The sequence below is a fragment of the Allobosea sp. GW822-FHT03F07 genome, from assembly GCF_058801345.1.
Genome location: NZ_JBXAND010000003.1, coordinates 319,505 through 343,087, shown reverse-complemented (window position 1 = coordinate 343,087; position 23,583 = coordinate 319,505). Strand labels below are relative to the sequence as shown.

Here is a 23,583-nt window from a genome sequence, read left to right as displayed (position 1 = left end):
GCTCACTGCATGCTGATGCGGGCGAGATCGACGAACCAGGACTGCGGCGAGATGAAGCCCTGAACCTTCTTCGACATGGCGCGCGGGTTGAGATCATGGACGATGTAGAGCCAGGGCGGGTCGTCCACCAGGCGCTCATGCGCGATGGCGGTCTGCTCGGCGATGGTTTTCGGATCGCTCGCCACGGCAAGCTTCGCCAGCGCCGCCTCGAAGGCCTCGTCCTTCCATTGCGGAAAGTTGAAGCCGTTGGGCGGGGCGCTGGCCACTGCGAAATAGCGCGCCATCACGCTCGGATCGCTCGAAGGCGACGAGATGTTCAGGGCAAGAGAGCCGTTCAGCGAGGCGGCATCGGGCAGCGCCCGCATGCTGTTCAGCAGGAGCTGCCATTCCGTGACGTTGAAATCGACCTGGATGCCGCAGGCCTCCTTGAGGCTGGCCTGCAGGAACTCGTTCATCGGCAAGGGCGACATCTGGCCGGAACCCGAGGTCGAGATCATCACCTTGAACGACAGCGGCTTCTGCGCGCCGAAGCCTGCCTCCGCGAGCAACGCCTTGCCCTTCGCAGGATCGAAACGATAGCGGTTCGCCGGCTTGCCGAAATCGGGGTCGCTGGCCTTCAGCCAACCGACGGCCGGTTCGGCGGTGCCGTTCAGCAGAGCGACGATGCCCTCGCGATCGACGCAATAATTCAGCGCCTGACGCACGCGCACATCCTTGAGGGGGCTGCCTGTCGCCCCGGTGTTGAGCAGCCAGGGCCAGACATGAGGGTAGGAGCCGGTGGTGATGGCGAAGCCGGCCTGCCTGAGCGAAGGGATGCCGTCTGCGGGCGGCACCTCGATCCAATCGACCTGGCCCGTGCGTAGCGCGGCGAGGCGGGCATTGGCTTCCGGCATCGGCAGAAGCACGACCTTGTCGAGCTTCGCCTTGCCGGCCGCATCCCAATAGCCGTCGTGGCGCAGGAGTTCGACCCGCTCACGCGGCGCGACGCTGCCGATCTTGAACGGCCCTGTGCCAGCGGAAGGCAGCAGCGCGGCCCTGGCCCAGTCCCGCCCCGCTTTCTCGAAGGAGGCCGGCGATGAAAAGAGGATCAGCGCGGTCATATAGGGGAAATAGGAGGCGGCCGTGGTCGTGGTGATCGCCACCGTCGCATCGTCGACCTTGCGATAGCCGTTCATGATCGACGCGCGAGCCCGGACGATCGCCGAGGCCGGCGCCTCGAACTGCGGCGCGTCCTTGTTGAAGTAGCGCTCCAGGTTCCAGATCACGGCATCGGCGTCGAACGGCGTGCCGTCATGGAAGGTGACGCCGCGCCGCAGGTGGAAGAGCCAGGTCTTGGGATCTCCCGGCGCCTGCTCCCAGCGCTCCGCGAGGCCCGGGCGCAGCGGCGCGAGGCGGTCCGTGGTGGTCAGATCCCACAGGGAGAGGCTTTCGAACACCGGATAGCCGAGAAAGCGCATGCCCTCGAAGCCGTTGTTCGGCAGGCCCGTCGCGGTCGGGATGTCGGAGGCCGTCATCGCGATGCGAAGCGTGCCCTGCGCCTGCAGCGGGCCGGTCAGTCCGGCACACGCCAGGCTTGCGAGCGCTGCGACCCTGAGACCGGCCCGCAGCCGGCCGAGCATGGTTTTCGAGCAATCTGTGCGCATCGTATCAGTCCCCCCGTTCCTCAACGTCGCCCGCTTCTTTGCAGCAAGTTGCAGGCCAACGCACAAGCCCGCCCTGCTTGCACGGCGGCATTTTCCATGCGCTGCGGCCGGTACGGTAAACGCATCCTTCCATGCCGGAGCCGCCCCTGACGCTTTCGCGACGCTTGCCATGCATCACCGCTCCTCCTCTGCGACGCTGCCGCGCCCTTGTGCCACCCTGTCGGGATGCGATAGACCGTGCGCGTGACCCAGCGCCCTGCCACGCCGATCCTCGACCGCGTCCTAACGCCGGAGGATCTTCGCACATTGCCGGATAGCGACCTGCGGCAACTCGCCGAAGAGTTGCGCCAGGAAACGATCAATGCCGTCTCCGTCACCGGCGGGCATCTCGGTGCGGGGCTCGGCGTCGTCGAGCTGACGGTCGCCCTGCATCACGTCTTCGACACGCCGCGCGACCGATTGATCTGGGATGTCGGGCATCAGGCCTATCCCCACAAGATCCTGACCGGACGGCGCGACCGCATCCGCACGCTGCGACAGCCCGGGGGTCTCTCCGGCTTCACCCGTCGGGCCGAGAGCGAATATGATCCGTTCGGGGCGGCGCATTCCTCGACCTCGATCTCGGCCGGGCTCGGGATGGCGGTCGCCCGCGACCTCTCCGGCGGCACGAACAACGTCGTAGCCGTGATCGGCGACGGGGCGATGTCGGCGGGCATGGCCTATGAGGCGATGAACAATGCGGGCGCGCTCGGCTCGCGCCTCGTCGTCATCCTCAACGACAACGACATGTCGATCGCCCCACCGGTCGGCGCGATGTCGGCCTATCTGGCCCGGCTGGTCTCGGGCCGGACCTATCGCTCCCTGCGCGAGATCGGCAAGCACCTCGCCGAGCGCCTGCCGCGCTTCTTCCATGAGAAGGCGAAGCGGACCGAGGAGTTCGCACGTGGTTTCTTCACCGGCGGCACGCTGTTCGAGGAACTGGGCTTCTACTATGTCGGCCCGATCGACGGACATAATCTCGACCATCTGCTGCCCGTGCTGCGCAATGTGCGGGACTCGCAGACGGGGCCGATCCTCGTCCATGTCGTGACGCAGAAGGGCAAGGGCTATGCCCCGGCCGAAGCCAGCGCCGACAAATATCACGGCGTGGTCCGTTTCGACCCCGTCACAGGCCTCCAGGCCAAGGCACCGGCCAACGCGCCGAGCTATACCTCGGTCTTCGGCAATGCGCTGATCAAGGAAGCGCGCAACGACAGCAGGATCGTCGCCGTCACCGCCGCCATGCCGTCCGGCACCGGGATCGACGCCTTCGGCAAGGAGTTTCCGGGCCGGACCTTCGATGTCGGCATCGCCGAGCAGCATGCGGTGACCTTCGCGGCGGGCATGGCGACCGAAGGCTACAAGCCGTTCTGCGCGATCTACTCGACCTTCCTGCAGCGCGCCTATGACCAGGTCGTCCACGACGTGGCGATCCAAAAGCTGCCCGTCCGTTTCGCGCTCGATCGGGCCGGCCTCGTCGGCGCGGATGGCGCGACCCATGCCGGGGCCTTCGACATCGCCTATCTCTCCTGCCTGCCCGACATGGTGGTGATGGCGGCGGCCGACGAAGCGGAACTGACCCATATGGTCGCCACCGCGGCTGCCTTCGACGAGGGGCCGATCGCCTTCCGCTATCCGCGCGGCGAGGGCGTGGGCGTCGAGATTCCCGATATTGGCATGCCCCTGGAGATCGGCCGCGGCCGCGTCGTTCGCGAGGGATCGCGCGTCGCATTGCTGTCGCTCGGGACGCGGCTGGCAGAATGCCTCGCAGCAGCGGAACTGCTCGGCCAGCGGGGCCTGTCGACCACCGTCGCCGATGCCCGCTTCGCCAAGCCGCTCGACGAGGCCCTGATCCTGCGGCTCGCCCGCGAGCACGAGATCCTGGTCACGGTCGAGGAAGGCTCGGTCGGCGGCTTCGGCAGCCATGTCCTGCACCTGCTCGCCCGCAGTGGCCTGCTCGATGGCGGTCTGAAGGTCAGGACGCTAACCTTGCCGGACATCTACCAGGATCAGGACAAGCCCGAGGCGATGTATGCCAGGGCCGGGCTCGACGCCGCCGGTATCGTCCGCACCGTCGAGGGCGCGCTCGGGGTACCGAGCGCGATCAAGCGCGCCTGAAAGGGCGAGGGCCGGTGCCATGAAGAGCCGCGCCGACCAGTTGCTCGTCGAACGGGGGCTGTGCGAAAGCCGCGCCCGCGCCCAGGCCGCGATCGCGGCAGGCCTCGTCACCGCAGATGGCCGCCCCGTCCGCAAGGCTTCCGCAATGCTGGCGAAGGATGCCGCCCTGACGGCACAGGCGCCGCACCCTTACGTCTCGCGCGGCGGGTTGAAGCTGGCGGAGGCGCTCGATGCCTTCGGCTTCGACCCCGCCGGGCGCGTCTGTCTCGATGTCGGCGCCTCGACCGGCGGCTTCACCGATCTGTTGCTGAAGCGCGGCGCGCGCCACGTGATCGCGGTGGATGTCGGCCGCGACCAGCTCCATGCCTCGCTGCGCGGCGATCCGAGCGTCACGAGCCTGGAAGCGCGCGACATCCGGACTTTGCAGCTGAGCGAGCTGCCGGAGGCACCCTCGCTGGCTGCGATCGACGTCAGCTTCATCTCGCTGCGGCTGATCCTGCCAGCGGTCGCCGCATTGCTGGCGCCGGCCGCCCAGATCGCTGCCCTGATCAAGCCGCAGTTCGAGGCGGGGCGCGCCGCGCTGAAGAAGGGCATTGTCCGGGACGAGTCGGTGCATGACAGCGTCTGCGCCGGGATCGCGGACGTGCTGGCGGGGCTGGGCTTCGAGATCGACGGACCTGTCCCCTCGCCCATCGACGGCGGCGACGGCAACCGCGAATTCCTGATCGGCGGCCGACGCGGCTGATCAGCGCGCCAGCATGGCGTCGATCTCGGCCTGGAGGGAGCGGCTTTCGACATGGCCGATGTCGAGCTTGCCATCGGCGTTGATGAACTGCGTCGCGCGGCTGATCTGGCGGCGTAGCGCCTCGCTGGCGACCTCGGCGATGGTCGTCGTATCGAGGCCCTCCGGCCTTTCGGCCAGCAGCGCCGTCGCTGTCGAGACGAGCCGCGTCATGGCCCTGCAGAGCTCCTCGAATCCCGCCCGGCGCGCCGGCACAACGCCATCATAGGCTGCAAGCGCGGAGGCGGCGCAGCGCAGCGACGAGGTTTCGAAATGCTCGCGATAGGTGAGGCTGCGCCAGGCCTGCAGATCCTGGACCGCGTCATCATCGTCGGCGGCCATCTCGATCAGCATCAGGGCTTCGCTGTAGCGGTTGAGGAAATCCGTCGAGAGGCGCGGCGCTCTGGACGTTTCCGTCTTGCCGTCCCCCGCATCAGCCAGCGATTTCATCGCGGAGACGGTCATCATGAACCCCAAACCGGCGCGACTATGCTTGGGCAAACCCAAATAAAGTGTTGCTCGGAAAGGGTCTCGTCGTCACATCTGCCGGATCATGTGTGGTCGCTACGCCATTACCCTGCCGCCGGAGGCGATGCGGACGACATTCGGCTATCGCGAGCAGCCGAATTTCCCGCCGCGCTACAACATCGCACCGACGCTGCCGGTGCCGGTCGTGCGCCTGAATGAAGGCGCGCGGCAGTTCATGCTGATGCGCTGGGGCTTCATCCCCGGCTGGGTCAAGGACGCCAGGGAGTTCCCGCTCGTCGTCAACATCCGCGGCGAAAGCGCGGCGACGAAACCCTCGTTCCGTGCCGCGCTCGCGAGGCGGCGCTGCCTTATGCCGGCCGACGCGTTCTATGAGTGGCATCGGCTCGGCCAGGGGCGGCAGGCTGAAAGCCGCGCCTATCTGTTCCGGCGCCCCGATCGCGGCATGTTCGCCTTCGCTGCGTTGTGGGAGACATGGCATTCGCCTGATGGCTCCGAGATCGACACGGTCGCGCCGATCACCGGCGCCGCCAACGGGCTGATGGCTGCGATCCACGACCGCTGCCCGGTCATCATCGAGCCCCGGGATTTCGATGGATGGCTCGATCCGGCGGCAGAACCTCGCGCTACCGCCGCCCTGCTTCGGCCGCCCCCGGACGATCTGCTGGAGATGATTCGGATCGGCAACGCCGTGAACAGGGTCGCCAATGACGGGCCAGAGGTGCAGGCGCCGTTCGATCCGGCGACAGTCGAGCCTACCGCGTCAAAATCCAAGCCCCCTGCCCGCGCAGAGCGCCCCAAGGACGATTCCCAAGGCAGCCTGTTCTGAGCCGTGGCGCTCGGGTTCCAAAAGTTCGAGCCAATTCCGGCCCGAACCGTTGGAACTCACATCGCCAGAACGGCGCCGGGATTCAGGATGCCTTGCGGGTCTAGCGTCGTCTTCAGCGTCTTCATCAGGGAGAGTTCGACCGGGTCCTTAACGCCGGGCAGAAGGTCGCGCTTGAGGCGGCCGATGCCGTGCTCGGCCGAAATCGAGCCGTGCATCTCGCTGACGATGGCGTGAACCGCCGCATTCATCTCTTCCCAGCGCGCGAGGAAGGCGGCCTTGTCACCGCCGACCGGCTGGCTAATGTTGAAGTGGATATTGCCGTCGCCCATGTGGCCGAAGGGCAGCGGCCGGCAGCCCGGCACCATCCGCGTCACCACCTCCGAGGCCCTGGCGATGAAGGCCGGCACCGCGTGGAGCGGCACCGAGACGTCGTGCTTGATCGAACCGCCCTCATAGGTCTGCACCTCGGAAAGCATCTCGCGCAGCTTCCAGAAATCGGCGCGCTGGGTCAGCGATCCCGCCAGCGCCGCATCCGTGACGAGCCCCCGCTCCAGCGCCTCGCCGAGGAAAGCCTCGACCGCCTCGTCGAGCCCAGTTGTCGACTGGGCCGAAACCTCCATCAGCACGTACCAGGGCGACGGGCCCGACAGCGGGTCGCGCGTGCCCGAAGCATGTTTCAGAACGAAATCGAGCCCGGTACGCGGCAGGATCTCGAAGGTCGTGAGCGTGCCGCCGGCACCGGCCTTGGCCGTGTTCAACAGCGCGAGCGCCTCTTCGGGGCCGGGCACGGCGAGGAAGGCGGTGGCGCGCGCGGCCGGCTGCGGGAAGAGCTTGAGCACGGCGGCGGTGATGATGCCGAGCGTGCCCTCGGCGCCGATGAAGAGGTTCTTCAGATCGTAGCCGGTGTTGTCCTTGCGGAGCTGGCGCAGCCCGTTCCAGATGCGCCCATCCGCCAGCACCACCTCGAGCCCCATGCAGAGTTCGCGTGCGTTGCCGTAGGCGAGGACGGCCGTGCCGCCGGCATTGGTCGAGAGATTGCCGCCGATGGTGCAGGAACCTTCGGAAGCGAGCGAGAGCGGGAACAGGCGCCCTGCCCCCTCTGCCGCCTCCTGCGCCTTCTGCAGGGTCAGCCCAGCCTCGACCGTCATCGTGTCGCTCTGCGCGTCGATCGCGCGGATCTTGTCCATGCGCTGCAGCGACAGGATGATCTCGCGCCCATCCGCGATCGGAATCTGGCCGCCGACGAGGCCGGTGTTTCCGCCCTGCGGCACAAGCTTCGTGCCCGTCCTGGCGGCCAGCTTGACGAGTTCTGAGACCTCCAGCGTCGAGCCCGGCCGGACGATGGCTTGCGCCTTGCCGCGGAACAGGTCCCGCCACTCCTTGAGATATGGCATCATCGCATCGGCGTCGGTGACAACGTTCTTGGCGCCGACGATTCCCGCCATGTCGTCCAGGATGGATGCGCTCAAGGATGCCTCCGGAAGCTACTTCCTCGGCCGGCGGAAGACGCCGACGAGCTCGATATGAGCGGAATAGCGGAACTGGTCGACGGGCGTGACACCCTCCAGCGCATAACCGCCCGCGATCAGGATCGCGGCGTCGCGCGCGAAGGTCGCGACATCGCAGGAGACATAGACGACCGTGCCGGTCTTCGCCGCCGCGAGCCGCCGCGCCTGAGCCTCTGCACCGGCGCGCGGCGGATCGAGCACCACCGCGTCGAAGGCGTTGAGTTCATGCTCCAGCAGCGGACGCCGGAACAGGTCGCGGACCTCGCTCGTGATCGGCTTCAGCCCTTGCGTCGCGCCGGCGGCGCGGGTCAGCGCCAGGACGGCCGCCTTGTCGCTCTCGACCGCATGGACCTGCGCGCGCTCGGCCAGCCGGAAGGAAATCGGACCGCAGCCGGCGAAGAGATCGGCGATCCGCTTCGCCTTGCCGGGCAGGCCCGCCAGCACAAGCGCCGCGATCGCCTCCTCGCCCGCGGCCGTCGCCTGCAGGAAACCGCCGGGAGCCGGCGCAACCATCGCCTTGCCCATGCGCTGCTGCGGCGGCAGCCGCTCGACGACGATCTCGCCATGCATGGACAGCCGCGCCAGATCGAGCCGCTCGGCGGCCTCGGTCAGGGAGAGCCTGAGCTTTTCGCCGGCCGGGCCGTGGCCACGGATGTCAATGTCGAGCCCGGCCTCCGAAGCGGTGATCTGGATGTCGAGCGGCTTGTTCGAACCGCCAAGCCGGTTGGCGACGAGCTGGGCCGCGGCCGGTGCGCGCGAAAGGCCCGGCGCCAGTACCGGACAGGTCGGGATGGCGATCAGATCATGGCTGCGGGCGACCATGAAGCCGACGAGCATGCCGGGCCCCTCGCGGCGCGCGTGGAAGGTAACGCGGCGACGCCCGACCCCATGCGCGTCGACGATCTCGTCAACGGGAGCCGCGACCCCGGCGCGCGACAGCGCCGTCTCGACCTGCCGGCGCTTCCATTCGCGGTAGAGGCCAGGCGCCATGTGCTGGGCCGCGCAGCCGCCGCAGCGGGTGAAGAGCGGGCAGATCGCGGCAATGCGCGAATCGGCCGGCGTGATGATCTCGACGAGTTGCGCCCGGTCGCCGTCGCGCACGGCCCGCACGGTCTCGCCGGGCAATGCGTAGGGCACGAAGACATCCTGGCCTTGCGTCTCCGCGATGCCGTCGCCGCGCTGGCCCAGCCGGACCACGACAAGAATTTCGTTCATGGCGAGCGTCATCGTGGTCGAATTGTCTCCTGCCGATGCCATCGCCAACCGCATCCTTCCGAGCGCGTGCCGGATCGCGAGTTGCTGATGACCTGTTCCCAGCTTTCGCCTATCAGGTTGGGAGCAAACAGGGAAATCTCCGCATGAGCACCCGCGACGGCGTCATCGAAGCCATCGGCAACACGCCCCTGATCAAGCTGAAGCGCGCCTCGCAGGCGACCGGCTGCACCATTCTCGGCAAGGCCGAGTTCATGAACCCCGGCCAATCGGTCAAGGACCGCGCCGCGCTCGCGATCATCCGCGACGCGGAAGCGCGCGGCCAGTTGCGACCGGGCGGCGTCATCGTCGAGGGCACGGCCGGCAATACCGGCATCGGCATCGCGCTCGTCGGCAATGCGCTGGGCTATCGCTCCGTCATCGTGATCCCCGAGACGCAGAGCCAGGAGAAGAAGGACATGCTGCGGCTGGCCGGCGCGACGCTGGTCGAGGTTCCCGCCGTCGGCTACGTCAACCCGAACAACTATGTGAAGGTTTCGGGCCGCCTCGCCGAGGAACTGGCGAAAACCGAGCCGAACGGTGCGATCTGGGCCAACCAGTTCGACAATGTGGCGAACCGCCAGGGCCATATCGATACGACCGGCCCCGAGATCTGGGAACAGACCGGCGGCAAGGTCGACGGCTTCATCTGCGCCGTCGGCACCGGCGGCACGCTCGCCGGCGTGGGCATGGCGCTCAAGGCCTTCAACCCGAAGATCACGATCGGGCTCGCCGACCCGCTGGGCGCGGCGCTGCACTCCTTCTACACCACCGGCGTGCTCAAGGCCGAGGGTTCCTCCATTACCGAAGGCATCGGCCAGGGCCGCATCACCGCCAATCTGGTCGACGCACCGATCGACGTCTCCTTCCAAATCCCCGACGAGGAAGCGGTGCCTGTCGTCTTCGACCTGCTGGAACATGAGGGCCTCTGCCTCGGCGGCTCGTCGGGCATCAATGTCGCGGGAGCCATCCGACTGGCGAAGCAGATGGGGTCCGGCCACACCATCGTGACCATCCTCTGCGACTACGGCACGCGCTATCAGTCGAAGCTGTTCAACCCCGAGTTCCTGCGCTCGAAGGGCCTCCCGGTGCCCGGCTGGCTGGAGCGGGACAGCTCGGACCTGAAGGCGGTGGTGGGGCGGGTGATGGCTTGACGGCCCATGCCGCTCGACCCCGCCTCGCCGCTGGCGCGGCTGATCGATGCGCCCATGCGGCCAGGACTTGTGACGTGGATCGGCCTGCGCCCGGTGCGGAGGGCTGCGATGCAGCCAGTCGATGAAGCAATGCTCGATTCAGGCCAAGGGCTCGTCGGCGACCATTACAGCAGCCGCACCGGCGGCGCCCGCCACGTCACGCTGATCCAGGCCGAGCATCTTTCCGCCGTCGCCGCCCATCTCGGGCGCGAGATTGTCGCGCCGGATGAGCTTCGTCGCAACATCGTCGTGTCCGGCATCAATCTGGCGGCGCTGAAGGGCCGGCGCTTCAGGCTGGGCGACGCGCTGCTGGAGGCCACAGGCGAGTGCCATCCCTGCTCGCGGATGGAAGAGATCCTGGGCACCGGCGGCTACAACGCCGTGCGCGGCCATGGCGGCATCACGGCGCGGGTCGTCGGGAATGGCGTCGTTCGGCTGGGAGATGCGGTGGCGCGGGCGGAACAGGTTTAACAGGAGCCGACACCCGCCTTCCGGGGGCGGAGGGCGCAAACGCAGCCCTCCGCCAGAACGGTTCTCGTCAGTTCGGCGGGCTCCAGAAGCCGGCCTGGTAGTCGCGATCCGAAACCTTGTCGGCGTCTTCCTGCTCGCTCGTCTCGGGTTTTTCCGGGTGGTCGCACTCGTCCTCGAGCACGCAATCCACATCATGCCGTTCCAGCATCGTTTCTCCTTTCGTGGGTTGGGAGGGTTTGCGGAGGCAGATGTGAAATAGGCTGGAATGGTGCAGCGCACAAGGAGCGCTGCCGCGATGGGCCGGCGAAGGGTCGCTTGCGGTCCGCTGTGGAGCACGGCCGGAGTTCGCCGCGCGTCATTTGGCAAGGATAATGCCGCGCTCCTTACGCATCTTGTCGAACACCAAGCCAATCGCCTTGATGACTGTTACTTTTGGGTTGGCCTTGCAGTAGACGATGATTTCGTGCTCGGCCTCCTTTGCGCGCGCGATGTTGATGACATGCTTTTTGCCAAGGCCGTTATACCAGCCACTATACCACGTCGTCAGGAGATTAGCGTCTTCTTGAAACGTTCCGGCCAGCTGAGCACAGGTCAGCTTCTGGACATCGAGGTATCCGTTGGCGTCGGCGTAGGTTTTCAGTTCAACCTGCGCATTCGCGCCGGATGTGGAGCAACCGATGAAGACCACGGTAGCAAAAATGATTGTGCGCATGGTTCATTCCTTTATTTCCCGGAGGTTGAGGGCGGGTCTTACGCTAATTTAGATGTAACGATCCGTGCCGATTATCGAATGACATAGTCAGACGTTCTTATCGACGAAGGGTCGTCTGGGCGCAGCGTAAGCGTACGAGCATCGGTGCGACACGGAACGCGCGCCATATGACGAACTCCATCCGCTTCATCGGTCTCCGCCGCCAATCGTATCGAATGGAAGCGAAGCGTGGACGCTAGCCGGCGGTGTCGGCGGGCGATACTGGCCCTAAGGCCAGTAGACAATCACCGACAGCCAAGAAGCGGACCGCCGGGATCTCACTCGAAGGTGGCGGCCCAGACGTTCAGCCCATTGCAAGAACTTCGGGTCTTCACCCTCTTGCATGCCCAACCCCTCCCGCTCGCAACGGCCGGACGATCAGGAATGCAGTCGGCACGAACGGCGGGGCGATGCGGTGATGTCGGCTGAGCTAGGTTGTCGCGTCGGCCGCTGAGCCAGCGACCCTGGCCGCCGGAAACCACGACCTCGCTAGCGATGATACATCTGCCAGCGATGCGCCTGTGAACCAGCGCCGGCGGGCGGAGCGAAGATCGAAACGGCCTTCGGGTGGACCTTGAAATGGGCCGGCGTCGCGGTGACGATCTCGCCATCCGCGTTGATCGGCATGGGCTTCCTCGTCTCGATGTCAAACTCGATGCACTTGGCCGTGCGCACTTCCTGCCAGGCACCATGCGTTCCCGACCGGAACGAGCGCAGCATCAGCGCCAACTTCCAGACGTTCTTCAGCTCGAGGCTGTAGAGGTCGAGATGCCCGTCATCGATCTCGGCAGTCTCCGCGACGACATTGCCGCCGCCATAGTGCCGCCCATTGCCGATCGCGATCTGGAAGGTGTCGACGCTGGTCGTCTGCCCCTTCTCGGTGATGGTCGCGCCGAAGGTCGATGCGCGCGTCAGCACCTTGAGCGCCGCCAGCGCGTAGCCAAGGCGCCCGAAGCGCTTCTTCAGCGCCGGATCGAGGCCCTGGGCCAGTTCGCTGCTCAAGCCGATGCTGGCGACGTTGAAGAAGGCATGGCCATTGACGGTGCCGACGTCGATCGGGCGCGTCTCGCCTTGCGCGATGACGCCCGCCGCCCCGACCGGGCTCATCGGCAGGTCGAGCGTTCGGGCGAGGTCGTTGGCGGTGCCCATCGGGATGATGCCGAGCGGCAGGCCGCTCTCCATCGCCGCCAGGGCCGCGGACGAGACCGAGCCGTCGCCGCCGCAGACGATGACGAGGTCGGCCCGGTCTCGCAGCCGGACGATGTCGCGGGCGATTTCGGGCAGCGCCTCGAAGGTCTCGATGGTGATGTCGATCCCGCCCTGCTCCAAGCGTTGCAGGACGGGCTCGATCGGCTCGCCGCCCCGGCGCGATTTCGGATTGCGCAGCAGTAATGCTCGCCGGTTCGTCGATAGGCTCATGATGTCCGCTTGTCCTGCAGGGCTACCGCAGGTGGGCAACACGGCTCGACTTTTCAAGCTCGAAGGCCGGCAGGACATCGGCGAGGTCCTCGACGAAATCCGGCCGGGGAGCGCATGTCGCATGCCGGCAATCCGCCTTCACGCCGAGCTTCATCAGCGACAGCGCGAATTTGACCTCGCCCGGGTCGCTCTGGCCGCGCAGCAGATCGTGCAGAGGGATCAGGCGCCGCTGCAGCATCTGCGCCTGCTCGTAGGACGCGCTCCTGATGGCGGCCTGAATGCGCGACAGAAGCTGCGGCGCGAGATTGCCGAGCCCGGTGATCGCCCCGCAGCCGCCGGTCAGGAAATAGGCCGGCAGATTGTCGGATGAGCCGGTCAGCCGCATGAACTGGCGGCTGCAGGCGCGCGCGATGCGATCGCAGCGCACCAGGTCGCCCCGCCGCTCCAGCACGCCGACGATGTTCGGGGTCTGGCACAGCTCGGCCAGCGCCGGGATCGACAGCTCGACGGCACAACGATCGGGATCATTGTCGAGCACGATGTCGAGATGCGTCGCAGCCGCAGCCGCCCGCGCATGTTCCACGAGCCCGGCCTGGGTCGGCCGGCTGTAATAGGGCGTGCGGAGCAGGATCCCGCTCGCGCCCCATCCCGTCGCCTCCTCGACCTCTTCGACGGTCGCTCCCGTGGCATTGGTGCCCACGGCGATGAGGATGGGGACGGCTGGCCCGGCCACTTCCCGAATGGTCGCGACGATGCCCGCCCGCTCCTGCCGAGACAGCGTCGAGCCTTCGCCGGTGGCCGTGCCGACCGCGAAACCGTCGGCATGCTGGTTCATCTGCCAGACGATCAGCCTTGCCAGGGCGTCCCGATCGACGCCGCTGCCTTCGAACGGCGTCACCAGCTCGGTGAAGATGCCATGCAGCCAGTGGTTCACGAGGCCAGCCCCGACCATTTGAACCGGATGGGCTGACGGCTGACGCGCACCGCATGGGGGCGATGGCCGGTTTCGAATGCGGCATATCGCACTGCCGCTTCCCTGCTGGCGAAGAATCCGCCGCCGCGACCATGCGTCTCGACGGCGATCCAGTGACCTTCAGGATCCAGGCCCACCACGAAAGCGGAGGGCAAACGATGGCTGGAATTGTGGGCTCGACCCATGATCGATGTTTCCGAGCGGCCATGACGACCGCACTCCGGAATCTAGGAACGGGGGCCGTAACGCCGCCATCAGGAAAAGACGGCCCGCCAATAATGCGAGCGTAACGGACGGCCGCTAGCCCGGGCAGCCGTTACAGCCATTTCTTCCAGCGGAAGAACGTATAGGGCAGCACGGCGAAGAGGATCATCAGGCCGATCGCCATGGGATAGCCCCACTGCCACTCCAACTCAGGCATCGTCTTGAAGTTCATGCCGTAGATCGAGGCGATCAGCGTCGGCGGCATCAGCGCGACCGCGACGACCGAGAACAGCTTGATGATCTTGTTCTGCTCGATCGAGACGAGACCGAGCGTGGCGTCGAGCATGAACTGCAGCTTGTTCGACAGGAAGGTGGCGTGTTCCTCGATCGCCTGGACGTCGCGGACGGCCGCTCGCCATTCCGCAGAAAAGCCGGTCTGCGCCTTCTTTGGGCGGGTGTAATTGGCCGAGAGGAAGAGCAGCACGCGCTCGACCGAGACCATGCTCTCGCGGACATTCGAGATGATGTGCTCGTACTGGCCGATCTTCTGGATGACGCCCTGATAGGCGCTGCCCTGCTCGACGTCCTGGCCGCGGCCGGCGAAGATCCGGCGCGAGGCGACGTCGATCTGGTCGCCGACGCCGCGCAGGACCTCGGCCGCGCGATCGACGATCGCCTCGATCAGCCCGTCCAGCACCGCTTCCGGCTGGGTGCCGCAGCCACCGGGTTTGGTGGCGCGATTGAGGAAGATGTTGAAGGCGCCAGGCTCGTCATAGCGCACCGTCACCAGCGCCTTCTCGGTGAGGATGAAGGTGACGTCGGCGAGCTTGGGGACGATCGTCTCGGACTGGCAGATGATGCGCGCCGTCATGTAATGCGCGCCGTTCTCGGTGTAGATGATCTCGGAGGGTTCGAGATCATGCATCTCCTCGCGCGTCGGGATCGAGATCCCGAGATGCCTCTCGACCCTGGCGTCTTCCTGCGGCGTCGGGTTGAGCAGGTCGATCCAGATCGATTCGGGCGGAAATCCACTGTCGTCCACCGTAGCGCCCGGGAGCAGCTTGTCGCGCGAGGCGGGGCAGATGCCGTGGATCTGGAGCATGGGTAACCTTTGGCAGTGGGCGCTGGTCGGTAGCGCGGCAGGAACTCCGATCCCACCGCGATGTCAAACCGATGACGCGAATTTCAGGACGGAATCGTGAAGCGCTCCGGGCGGCTGCCGTCCCGATCCGTGAAGCCATAAGCGCGGGCGAGATCGGCAACCTGCAGCACCTGCCCGGCATGGCGGGCGACCTCGGCATCGGCGAGCAGCGCCGCGACGGCGCGACCGGCATAGAGCGGCGTCTCGGTGGTCTCGGCGGCCATGCCGGCATCGCGGACGCGTTCAGTCAGGACATGACCGGGCGAGAGGCCAAGCGCGGTGACGCCGAAAGGCTTCAGCTCGGCCGCCATGGCCAGCGTCAGCCGGTTCATCGCCGCCTTGGCGAGATCGTAGAAGACATCGCCGAGATAGCCGGAGCCCGTGTCGAAACTTACCGTGACGATCAGGCCCTTGCGCGCCTGCACCATGGCGGGAGCGACCGCGCGAGCCAGCAGGAGCTGCGCATAGACGCCGCTCTCGAAGCTTTGGCCGAGCCGCGCCACGGGCCGGCGCCAGAACGGCGCGCCGAAGGCCGAACCATCGGGATAGCGCTCGCCGTCATACCCCTCATTGCCGCCCCAGACGGCGTCCACGACGCCGTCGAGCCGGCCGAAGCGGCGCAGGGCCCAGGAGACGAGCTGATCGACATCGCGCTCGCTGGTGTGGTCGCAGCGATAGGGATGGCCACGTCCGCCGGCGGCCTCGACCTCGCGCGCCGTGTCCTCGAAGGTCTCGGGACGCTGGTCGGTGCGCGGACCGGCCTCGCTGGATCGGCCGGTGACGATGACCGTCGCCCCCGCCTCGCCCAAGGCCCGGGCGATGCCGCGGCCGAGGCCGCGCGAAGCGCCCGCGACGAGGCAGATGCGGTTCGCAAGCGGGCGCTCCGGCTCGCTCACGCAGCGAAGACCGCTGCCGCGTCCTCGACGGCGCCTGCGCCTTCCGTGACCGCCAGTTCGAGCGCCAGCGCCTCGGTCGCGAGGCATTCGGCGTAGAAGCGGACAGTGGCGAGATCGGCGGTGCTCTGCGGCTCGGCCCGCGTCGCCAGCGCCTTGCGCGCCAGGCCGGTGCCGCCCTGGGCCAGCGCGAAGAGCTTCAGATAGGGCGTCGCGCCAGCGAGCGCATCGCCCTGCCGCTCGCCCATCGTCGCCAGCATCCACAGCGTCGCGCGCTCCAGCGCATCGACGGCGGCGCGCAGGCGTAGCGCGCTATGGCCGAAGCCCGGCGTGTTGGCCGCCTCGACCTCTGCGACGACGGCGCGCATCTCCGCGATCAGCGCCTTCACCGCCTTGCCGTCCGAGAGCGGCAGCTTGCGCAGCACGAGGTCGATCGCCTGGATGCCGTTGGTGCCCTCGTAGATCGTCGCGATGCGAGCATCGCGCAGATGCTGGGCCGCTCCAGTCTCCTCGATATAGCCCATGCCGCCATGGACCTGGACGCCGGTCGAGGCGACCTCGACGCCGATATCGGTGGCATAGGCCTTGGCGATGGGCGTCAGGATCGCGGTGCGCTCGGTCGCGGCCTTGCGCTTCGCCTCGTCCGGCTCGCGGCGCGAACGGTCCAGCGCCTCGGCGACCTGATAGGCAATGGCGCGCGCGGCTTGCGTCTTGGCGCGCATCTCCATCAGCATGCGGCGGATGTCGGGATGCACCACGATCGGGCTCATCGGCGCCCCCTTGGGCGCATCGAGCGCGACGCCCTGCCGGCGCTCCCTGGCGAAGCCGAGCGCCTGCTGATAGGCGCGCTCGGCGATAGCGACGCCCTGTAGCGCAACGTTCAGGCGGGCATTGTTCATCATCGTGAACATGCAGGCGAGGCCACGGTTCTCCTCGCCGATCAGCCAGCCGATGGCACCGCCCTTGTCGCCAAACGCCATCGAGCAGGTCGGCGAGGCGTGGATGCCGAGCTTGTGCTCGATGCCGGAGCAGCGCAGGTCGTTGTGCTCGCCGAGCGAGCCATCGGCATTGACGAGATATTTCGGCACGAGGAAGAGCGAGATGCCGCGCGTGCCGGCGGGTGCATCGGGCAGGCGCGCCAGCACGAGATGCACGATGTTCTCGGTCAGGTCGTGCTCGCCATAGGTGATGAAGATCTTCTGGCCGGTGATGCGGTAGGTGCCGTCGCCGACGGGCTCAGCCTTCGACCGCAGCGCGTTGAGATCGGAACCGGCCTGCGGCTCGGTCAGGTTCATCGTGCCCATCCACTCGCCCGCGACGAGCTTGGCGAGATAGGTTTCCTTGAGATGCTCCGAGCCATGGGCATGCAGCGCCTCGATGGCACCGACCGTCAGCAGCGGCCCGAGCGCGAAGGCGAAGGCGGCCGAGTTCCACATTTCGGTGCAGGCCGATTGCAGCAGCGCCGGCAGCCCCTGCCCGCCATGCTCCTCGGGCGCCGGCAGCGCGTTCCAGCCGGCTTGCGCCCAGGCGGTGTAGGCGTCCTTCCAGCCCGGCGGGGTCGTCACGGTGCCGTCCTTCAGGGTCGAACCGTGCTGGTCCCCGATGCGATTGAGGGGTGCGATCACATCGGCTGCGAACTTCGCGGCTTCGTCGAGCACGGCCTGCGTCATGTCGCCATCGAGCTCGGGAGCGAGCCCGTCCGCGATCAGGCGGTCGAGACCCGCGACATGGCGCATCGTAGCGAGGATGTCCTCGACCGGGGCGCGATAGCTCATCTTCGTTTCTCCCTGGGCGCCGGGTCCGGTTCTACTCGCGAACCCGCCGGTTCCGGCTTCGGCTGCTTTTGGCGTTGCCGCGATGGTAGCGAGGAACTATCCCCGATGCCACGCGCCGGCGAGGGCGACTTTGGTCAGGCGCCGGACATAGTTTAGTTGTAAACGATCTTCGGTCAATCGGGCGAGAACGCCTGACGATGGGTGTATCTTGAGCCACGATTTGACGTCCAGCCACGTGACCGAGCAGCTCGGCGCCGATGCCCAGGGCATCGCGCGCGCGGCCAATCTGCTGCGACAGGGCCGGCTCGTCGCGCTGCCGACCGAAACGGTCTATGGCCTCGCGGCCGATGCGACCTCCGGCGCGGCTGTCGCCGGCATCTATGCGGCGAAGGAGCGGCCGAGCTTCAACCCGCTGATCGCGCATCTGCCGGATCTCGCCGCGGCGCGCCGGCAAGGCCTGTTCGACGCCAACGCGCTCGCCTTGGCCAAGGCGTTCTGGCCCGGGCCGCTGACACTGGTCGTGCCGGTCTCGGCCGGCTGCGAGGTCAGCGAACTGGCGAGGGCCGGGCTGGCTTCGGTCGCACTGCGCGTCCCCGCGCATCCGGTCGCGCATGCGATCCTGCAAGCGGCGGGACGGCCGATCGCCGCGCCCTCGGCCAACCGCTCCGGCCGCGTCAGCGCGACCAGCGCCGCCCATGTCCTGGCCGATCTCGACGGCCGGATCGACGCCGTGGTCGATTGCGGTCCGACCGAGGTCGGCGTCGAATCGACGATCGTCGCCTGCCTCGACGGCGCGCCGAAGCTCTTGCGACCGGGCGGCGTGCCGCGCAGCGCCATCGAAGGGGTGATCGGGCGGCCGCTGGTGCTGGCAGGTGAGGCCGGCATGGCGCCGATCTCGCCGGGGCTGCTCGCCTCCCACTATGCCCCGGCGGCGCGCGTGCGGCTCCACGCCGATGCGCCACTCCCCGGCGAGGCTTGGCTCGGTTTCGGGCCCGATCCCATCGGAGGTCTCTCCGGCGATGCCCCGTCGCTCAATCTAAGCCCGAGCGGCGACCTGACGGAGGCGGCGGCGAACCTCTTCGGCCATCTGCGCGCGCTCGATGCGCTGGGCCCGGCGACGATCGCGATCGCCGCGATCCCGCAGCACGGTCTGGGCGAGGCGATCAACGACCGGCTTCGCCGAGCCGCAGCGCCACGCTGAACGAACGTCGTAAGTCGGAGAGATTTGCCAAGTCCGCCTTGCATCGCCGCAAGATTTCGGCTTGCCTGTCCGGGCTCGAGGACATGGCCGCCGATGAACGTCAATCTCGCCTGGGACGATTTCCGACTGGTCAAGGCGATCGCCGATCATGACGGGCTGACGGGCGCGGCCGCAGCACTGGGCGTCAACCATTCGACCGTGTTCCGCCGCCTCGGCCAGATCGAGGAGCATGTCGGCCTGCAGCTCTTCGAGCGCCGCAAGACCGGCTATGTCGCGACCGCCGCCGGCGTCGAAATGGCGGCGCTGGCCGGACGTGTCGAGGAGGATGTCGCGGCCTTCAGCCGGCGCCTCGCCGGGCGCGACGTCGCACCATCCGGCGAATTGCGCGTGACCACGACCGACACGCTCTATCTCAACCTGCTGCTGCCGATCTTCGCCGCGTTCCGGGCCCTGCATCCGGCGATCCGGCTCGATGTGGTGATCGGCAACCAGGCGCTCAATCTCTCGAAGCGCGACGCCGACGTCGCCATCCGCGCGAGCGATGCCCCCGGCGAGACGCTGGTCGGGCGACGGCTCGCGACGTTGAGCTGGGCGATCTATGGCCGTGCGACCGAGGCTCCGAACCCGGCCGACGGCAATGGCCCGGCGAGCCTGTTCGCGCGCGACTGGGTCGCGCTCGGCGACCAGCTCGGCCATGTCAAAGCCGCGCGCTATGTCCGCGACAAGGTGGCGCCCGAGCGCATCGCGCTCAAGAGTTCCGCCGTGCTCGGCCTGGCCGAGGCAGTCGAGCAGGGCCTCGGCATCGGCCCCCTGCCCTGCTTCATCGCCGATCAGCGACCGACACTGGTCCGCCTGCTGCCTCCCGATCCGGATTTCTCCACCGGCCTGTGGATCCTGACCCACCCCGACATCCGCAACGCGCCGCGCGTGCGCGCCTTCATGGATTTCGTCGGCGGCGAACTGGCGAAGCTGCGCGGGCTGATCGAGGGGACGGGGTGAGCTGGGGCTAGCCGATCTCCACCACCACCCGCCCGCGGACTTTGCCGTCGAGGATGGCCCTGCCGGTCTCGATGACATCGGCCAGCGGGATCGTGGTGGTCATCAAGGCGAGGCTCGCCCGGTCGAGATCGGCAGCGAGGCGCGCCCAGGCTTCGAGGCGGCGCGGTTTCGGGCACATCACGGAATCGATGCCGAGCAGCGAGACGCCGCGCAGGATGAAGGGCGCGACCGAGGCCGGCAGGTCCATGCCCTGCGCCAGGCCGCAAGCGGCGACGGCGCCGCCATAGCGCGTCATCGACAGGACATTGGCGAGCGTGTGCGAGCCGACCGCATCGACGCCGGCGATCCAGCGTTCCTTGCCGAGCGGCCGACCGGGCGCCGACAACTCATTGCGGTCGATGATCTCGGCAGCGCCGAGGCTCTTCAGATACTCCGCTTCCTCGGCCCGCCCGGTCGAGGCGACGACATGCCAGCCGGCCTTCGCCAGCAGCGCGACCGCAACGGAACCGACGCCGCCGGCCGCGCCCGTGACCACGACCGGGCCATCGCTAGGCTTCAGGCCGTGCTTCTCCAGCGCCAGCACGCAGAGCATCGCGGTGTAGCCGGCGGTGCCGATCGCCATCGCCTCGTCCGGGTTGAGGCCGGCCGGCAGCGGCACCAGCCAGTCGCCCTTGACCCTGGCTTTCTGGGCATAGGCACCGAGATGCGTCTCGCCCGTGCCCCAGCCATTGAGGACGACGAGATCGCCCGGCCTGAAATCGGGATGCTCCGAGGTCTCGACGCGGCCGGCGAAATCGATGCCGGGGATCATCGGCCAACGCCGGATCACCGGCGCGCGGCCAGTGAGTGCGAGGCCGTCCTTGTAGTTCACCGTCGAATGCGTGACGCGGACGGTGACGTCGCCCTCCATCAACTCGCTCTCGTCGAGTTCCGTGAAGGCGAGATTCGGGCCGGTCTCGCCCTTGGTGGCGACGAGGGCTTTGAAGGTGGTCATGCGCATCCTCCTGACGACTCTTGCCAGCAGGAGATACGCAGCCGGGCCGGCGCGGCAAGCCCGCGCCCCTCCGCCTTTCGTCAGTGCTATCTCACGCCGGCTGCGCGGCCGTCCGCGCCACCGGCTTCTCGACGATCGGCAGGTTGATCAGCGCCGAGGCGATGCCGAGCGCGACCGAGAGCCACCAGACGATGATGTAGGAGCCCGAGGCCTCGTAGAGGAGGCCGCCGAGCCAGACGCCGAGGAAGCCGCCGACCTGATGCGAGAAGAAGGCGAAGCCATAGAGCATCGCCATGTATTTCGTGCCGAACATCAGCATGACCAGCGAGGAGGTCGGCGGCACGGTCGAGAGCCAGAACAGGCCGATGACGATGCCGAAGGCGATCGACGTCACGGGGCTTGCCGGCAGCATGATGAAGGCGGCGATCGCGACGGAACGGCCGAAATAGATCCAAGCGAGCAGATGGCGCTTGGGCATCCGCGTCGAGAGCCAGCCCGAGGAGAGCGAGCCGACGGCGTTCGCCAGCCCGATGACGGCGAGCGTCCAGCCGCCGACCCAGGCCGGCAGGCCCATATCCTTGAGATAGGCGGGCATGTGGACCGTGATGAAGGCGAGCTGGAAGCCGCAGGTGAAGAAGCCGAGCACGAGGAAGACATAGCTCCTGTGCTTGAACGCTTCGGCGAGCGCCTGGGCGATGGACTGGTTCGGCAGGTTCGCCGCGGAGGCCTGATTTGTGCCGCCGAGCTTGCGCGTCGACAGGAAGATCGAGATCGGCAGGATCGGCAGCAGGGTCAGCGCGAAGACGACCAGCGCCTGGTTCCAGCCGATCTGCTCGATCAGGATGTTGCCGATCGGCGGATAGAGAAACTGGCCGAAGGATCCGGCGGCCGTACCGGCGCCGAAGGCCATCGGCCGCCAGGATTCCGGGAGAAGCTTGCCGAAGGCAGCCAGCACGAGGTTGAAGGAACAGGCCGAAAGCCCGAAGCCAATCAGCACGCCGGCGCCGAGATGAAGCTCCAGCGGGCTCGTGGCATAGGCCATCACGACGAGGCCGGCGGCGTAGAGCAGCGCGCCGGTGCAGAACACCTTGACGATGCCGAAACGGTCGGCGATGGCGCCGGCAAAAGGAGCGCCCAGACCCCAGAGCAGGTTCTGGATGGCGAGCGCGAGGCCGAAGGTGTCGCGCCCCCAGCCGAACTGCACGGTCATCGGGATCTGGAACAGGCCGGCGCTGGCGCGCGGGCCGAAGGTGATCAGCGCGATCAGGCAGCCGGCCGCGACGATGATCTCCGGGGCATAGCTGCGCCCCGGGGCGGCACTCGGCGCGACACTCATGGCGAATCTCCGGAGACCTGATGGGGACGTGTGGCTGCACGTTACCGTCGTTTCCACGGCTCCGACAACGCGAATTCGTGGCGTCGCGCATCACGCGTTTGCATGGGAGGAACCGCGGCTGGCCTGTAGCCGACACCCGTTACCAGCTTGGAACACCACCCCTCCGCCGCGTTAACCGCCGCTCAACCCTACCGGGGTGATAACGGAGCGATGCGAAAGCGCGTCGTTCACGCGCCGGTCGCACCCCTCGTGTTCAAAGCGGGTGAGCGGGTTGAGTCATTTGCGTTTGCGCCGGCGTACGAGACGCATCGGGTCGCTCGGGCTGAAATGGGCCCTGGCGACGGTCGCGCCCTGGGCGCTCTCGGTCGGCATGCTGGTCTCCTTCACGGCATCCGCCGGCCAGAATTTCAGCATCGACGCCCTGCCCACCACCTCCTTCTCGCGCACCCTGCCAGGCCCGGATTCCGAGCTCGAGGAAGGCCCGTCGATGCTGATCGCGGCCAGCGCCTTCCGCCTGCCCGGCCTGTCGCTGACCTCGGCGATACGGCAGGCGCATCTGTCCTTCAACGATCCTGAGCGGCGCGTCGCCATCGATCCCCGCCAGCCGCGCGAGGAGATGAAGCGCGCCGTCGCCGGTTTCCCGGAAGTCGATCGCACGGCCAAGGGCGACGCGCTGCCGCGCCTGCGCCCGAGCATCTCCGCGAAGGCGCCGCGCGAACTCGAACGCGTCGTCTTCGGCGACAACCAGCCCGGCCTGATCTCGGGCGGCTTCTCGATGGACGCGTTGCGCGAGGCCGAGGCTCTGACCGGCCCGCAGATCGGCTTCGAGCCCTATGCAGACGATCAGGGCCTGACCGACCCGGCCCTCTCCGACGCCTCGCCCGACGCGCTGAAATCCGCGAACCCCTATGGCGCGGTGCCGCGCACGATCGACGGCGCGACGCCCGGCGTCGCTGCCGCGACCGCGCAGGGCTCGTCGACGCCGGCGGTCAATTACAGCGTGACGACGCTGGTCCCGGCCTTGAGCCCCCCGGCCGCGCCGGAGCGTCCGAGCCTGCTCGCGCGTGCGCCCTCCTCGCCGGAGCGCCGCGGCGCCGGAGCCGAGCCCGGCCAGCGCGAAATCTATACCGGGCTGATCGCGGCCGGCGACATGGCGCGCCAGCAGCGCTGCCTGGCGGAAGCGGTCTATTTCGAGGCGCGCTCGGAATCCGACGAGGGCCGCGCGGCCGTCGCCCAGGTCGTGCTCAACCGGGTCAAGAGCGGGCTCTATCCCGACAGCGTCTGCGGCGTCGTCTACCAGAACAGCAACCGCTACCTCGCCTGCCAGTTCACCTTCACCTGCGAAGGCAAGTCGCTGCGCATCACCGAGCCAGGCCCCTGGCGCGACGCGGTCCGCATCGCCCGCGAGGTCTATGAGGGCACGACCTACATGCCCGAAGTCGGCGCCTCCACGCATTACCACGCGCAGTACGTCCGGCCCTATTGGGCCAAGAAGCTCAAGAAGATGGACACAATCGGCCAGCACGTCTTCTACACGCTGCGGCCGGGGCAGACCTGACGGCGCATGACGCGCCGAAT

At 67.7% G+C, this 23,583-nt stretch carries 21 protein-coding genes; 8 read left to right on the top strand and 13 right to left on the bottom strand.

The features are described from left to right. Positions 1–2: 2 nt before the first annotated feature. Entirely contained in the window at positions 3–1,643 is a 1,641-nt protein-coding gene (locus AC1RMY_RS13010) for an ABC transporter substrate-binding protein (RefSeq protein ID WP_492865020.1), read from the bottom strand. Positions 1,644–1,886: 243 nt separating this feature from the next. On the opposite strand from AC1RMY_RS13010, the gene dxs reads away from it, so the two are divergent. Then, complete coding sequence (gene dxs / locus AC1RMY_RS13005) at positions 1,887–3,800, top strand: 1-deoxy-D-xylulose-5-phosphate synthase (RefSeq protein WP_492865019.1); 1,914 nt, start codon at positions 1,887–1,889, stop codon at positions 3,798–3,800. A 19-nt stretch (positions 3,801–3,819) separates the two neighbouring features. Further along, positions 3,820–4,545, top strand: a complete 726-nt coding sequence (locus AC1RMY_RS13000) for a TlyA family RNA methyltransferase (protein WP_492865018.1) — start codon at positions 3,820–3,822, stop codon at positions 4,543–4,545. Here the strand turns inward: AC1RMY_RS13000 and AC1RMY_RS12995 are convergent, their stop codons facing one another. Continuing rightward, positions 4,546–5,049 carry a hypothetical protein gene (locus AC1RMY_RS12995; protein ID WP_492865016.1) on the bottom strand — a complete coding sequence of 168 codons (504 nt, stop codon included), beginning with the start codon at positions 5,047–5,049 and terminating at the stop codon, positions 4,546–4,548. It lies immediately after the preceding gene. Positions 5,050–5,134: 85 nt separating this feature from the next. On the opposite strand from AC1RMY_RS12995, the gene AC1RMY_RS12990 reads away from it, so the two are divergent. After that, positions 5,135–5,896: an SOS response-associated peptidase gene (locus AC1RMY_RS12990; protein ID WP_492865014.1), complete on the top strand. Its 762-nt coding sequence runs from the start codon at positions 5,135–5,137 to the stop codon at positions 5,894–5,896. A gap of 56 nt (positions 5,897–5,952) precedes the next feature. On the opposite strand, the gene AC1RMY_RS12985 is transcribed toward AC1RMY_RS12990, so the two are convergent. After that, the gene (locus AC1RMY_RS12985; protein WP_492865317.1) at positions 5,953–7,341 is read right to left on the bottom strand and encodes an FAD-binding oxidoreductase; all 1,389 of its coding nucleotides are present in this window, start codon (positions 7,339–7,341) and stop codon (positions 5,953–5,955) included. Positions 7,342–7,380: 39 nt separating this feature from the next. Then, on the bottom strand, positions 7,381–8,661 hold the full coding sequence (locus tag AC1RMY_RS12980; protein WP_492865012.1) for a class I SAM-dependent RNA methyltransferase: 1,281 nt from the start codon (positions 8,659–8,661) through the stop codon (positions 7,381–7,383). 101 nt (positions 8,662–8,762) lie between these two features. On the opposite strand from AC1RMY_RS12980, the gene AC1RMY_RS12975 reads away from it, so the two are divergent. Together AC1RMY_RS12975 and AC1RMY_RS12970 are read left to right on the top strand one after the other, a co-directional pair. Beyond that, positions 8,763–9,809 (top strand): cysteine synthase A, encoded by a 1,047-nt coding sequence (locus AC1RMY_RS12975; protein WP_492865010.1) that lies wholly within the window; start codon positions 8,763–8,765, stop codon positions 9,807–9,809. Positions 9,810–9,815: 6 nt separating this feature from the next. After that, entirely contained in the window at positions 9,816–10,319 is a 504-nt protein-coding gene (locus tag AC1RMY_RS12970; RefSeq protein ID WP_492865008.1) for an MOSC domain-containing protein, read from the top strand. 67 nt (positions 10,320–10,386) lie between these two features. Here AC1RMY_RS12970 and AC1RMY_RS12965 read toward each other — a convergent pair whose 3' ends face one another. From AC1RMY_RS12965 to AC1RMY_RS12935, 7 genes are all read right to left on the bottom strand, one after another. Continuing rightward, positions 10,387–10,527, bottom strand: a complete 141-nt coding sequence (locus AC1RMY_RS12965) for a hypothetical protein (RefSeq protein ID WP_492865006.1) — start codon at positions 10,525–10,527, stop codon at positions 10,387–10,389. A 147-nt stretch (positions 10,528–10,674) separates the two neighbouring features. Continuing rightward, positions 10,675–11,031: an HdeA/HdeB family chaperone gene (locus AC1RMY_RS12960; protein WP_492865005.1), complete on the bottom strand. Its 357-nt coding sequence runs from the start codon at positions 11,029–11,031 to the stop codon at positions 10,675–10,677. 528 nt (positions 11,032–11,559) lie between these two features. Next, positions 11,560–12,489 (bottom strand): lipid kinase, encoded by a 930-nt coding sequence (locus AC1RMY_RS12955; RefSeq protein WP_492865003.1) that lies wholly within the window; start codon positions 12,487–12,489, stop codon positions 11,560–11,562. Positions 12,490–12,511: 22 nt separating this feature from the next. Then, complete coding sequence (locus AC1RMY_RS12950) at positions 12,512–13,423, bottom strand: dihydrodipicolinate synthase family protein (RefSeq protein ID WP_492865001.1); 912 nt, start codon at positions 13,421–13,423, stop codon at positions 12,512–12,514. A 355-nt stretch (positions 13,424–13,778) separates the two neighbouring features. Further along, the gene (locus AC1RMY_RS12945; RefSeq protein WP_492865000.1) at positions 13,779–14,768 is read right to left on the bottom strand and encodes a magnesium transporter CorA family protein; all 990 of its coding nucleotides are present in this window, start codon (positions 14,766–14,768) and stop codon (positions 13,779–13,781) included. An 83-nt stretch (positions 14,769–14,851) separates the two neighbouring features. Continuing rightward, entirely contained in the window at positions 14,852–15,703 is an 852-nt protein-coding gene (locus AC1RMY_RS12940) for an SDR family NAD(P)-dependent oxidoreductase (protein WP_492864999.1), read from the bottom strand. After that, positions 15,700–17,475 carry an acyl-CoA dehydrogenase family protein gene (locus tag AC1RMY_RS12935; RefSeq protein WP_492864997.1) on the bottom strand — a complete coding sequence of 592 codons (1,776 nt, stop codon included), beginning with the start codon at positions 17,473–17,475 and terminating at the stop codon, positions 15,700–15,702. Before AC1RMY_RS12935 ends, AC1RMY_RS12940 begins: the two co-directional genes overlap by 4 nt. 220 nt (positions 17,476–17,695) lie before the next feature. On the opposite strand from AC1RMY_RS12935, the gene AC1RMY_RS12930 reads away from it, so the two are divergent. Continuing rightward, on the top strand, positions 17,696–18,676 hold the full coding sequence (locus AC1RMY_RS12930) for an L-threonylcarbamoyladenylate synthase (RefSeq protein ID WP_492864995.1): 981 nt from the start codon (positions 17,696–17,698) through the stop codon (positions 18,674–18,676). A 93-nt stretch (positions 18,677–18,769) separates the two neighbouring features. Further along, the gene (locus tag AC1RMY_RS12925; RefSeq protein ID WP_492864993.1) at positions 18,770–19,675 is read left to right on the top strand and encodes a LysR family transcriptional regulator; all 906 of its coding nucleotides are present in this window, start codon (positions 18,770–18,772) and stop codon (positions 19,673–19,675) included. A 7-nt stretch (positions 19,676–19,682) separates the two neighbouring features. Here the strand turns inward: AC1RMY_RS12925 and acuI are convergent, their stop codons facing one another. Both acuI and AC1RMY_RS12915 read right to left on the bottom strand, forming a co-directional pair. Next, a complete protein-coding gene (gene acuI, locus AC1RMY_RS12920) occupies positions 19,683–20,669 on the bottom strand; it encodes an acrylyl-CoA reductase (NADPH) (RefSeq protein ID WP_492864991.1) in 987 nt (328 codons plus the stop codon). Positions 20,670–20,760: 91 nt separating this feature from the next. Next, positions 20,761–22,005, bottom strand: coding sequence for an MFS transporter (locus AC1RMY_RS12915; RefSeq protein WP_492864989.1), 1,245 nt, complete (start codon positions 22,003–22,005; stop codon positions 20,761–20,763). Positions 22,006–22,276: 271 nt separating this feature from the next. On the opposite strand from AC1RMY_RS12915, the gene AC1RMY_RS12910 reads away from it, so the two are divergent. After that, on the top strand, positions 22,277–23,563 hold the full coding sequence (locus tag AC1RMY_RS12910; protein ID WP_492864987.1) for a cell wall hydrolase: 1,287 nt from the start codon (positions 22,277–22,279) through the stop codon (positions 23,561–23,563). Positions 23,564–23,583: the final 20 nt, after the last annotated feature.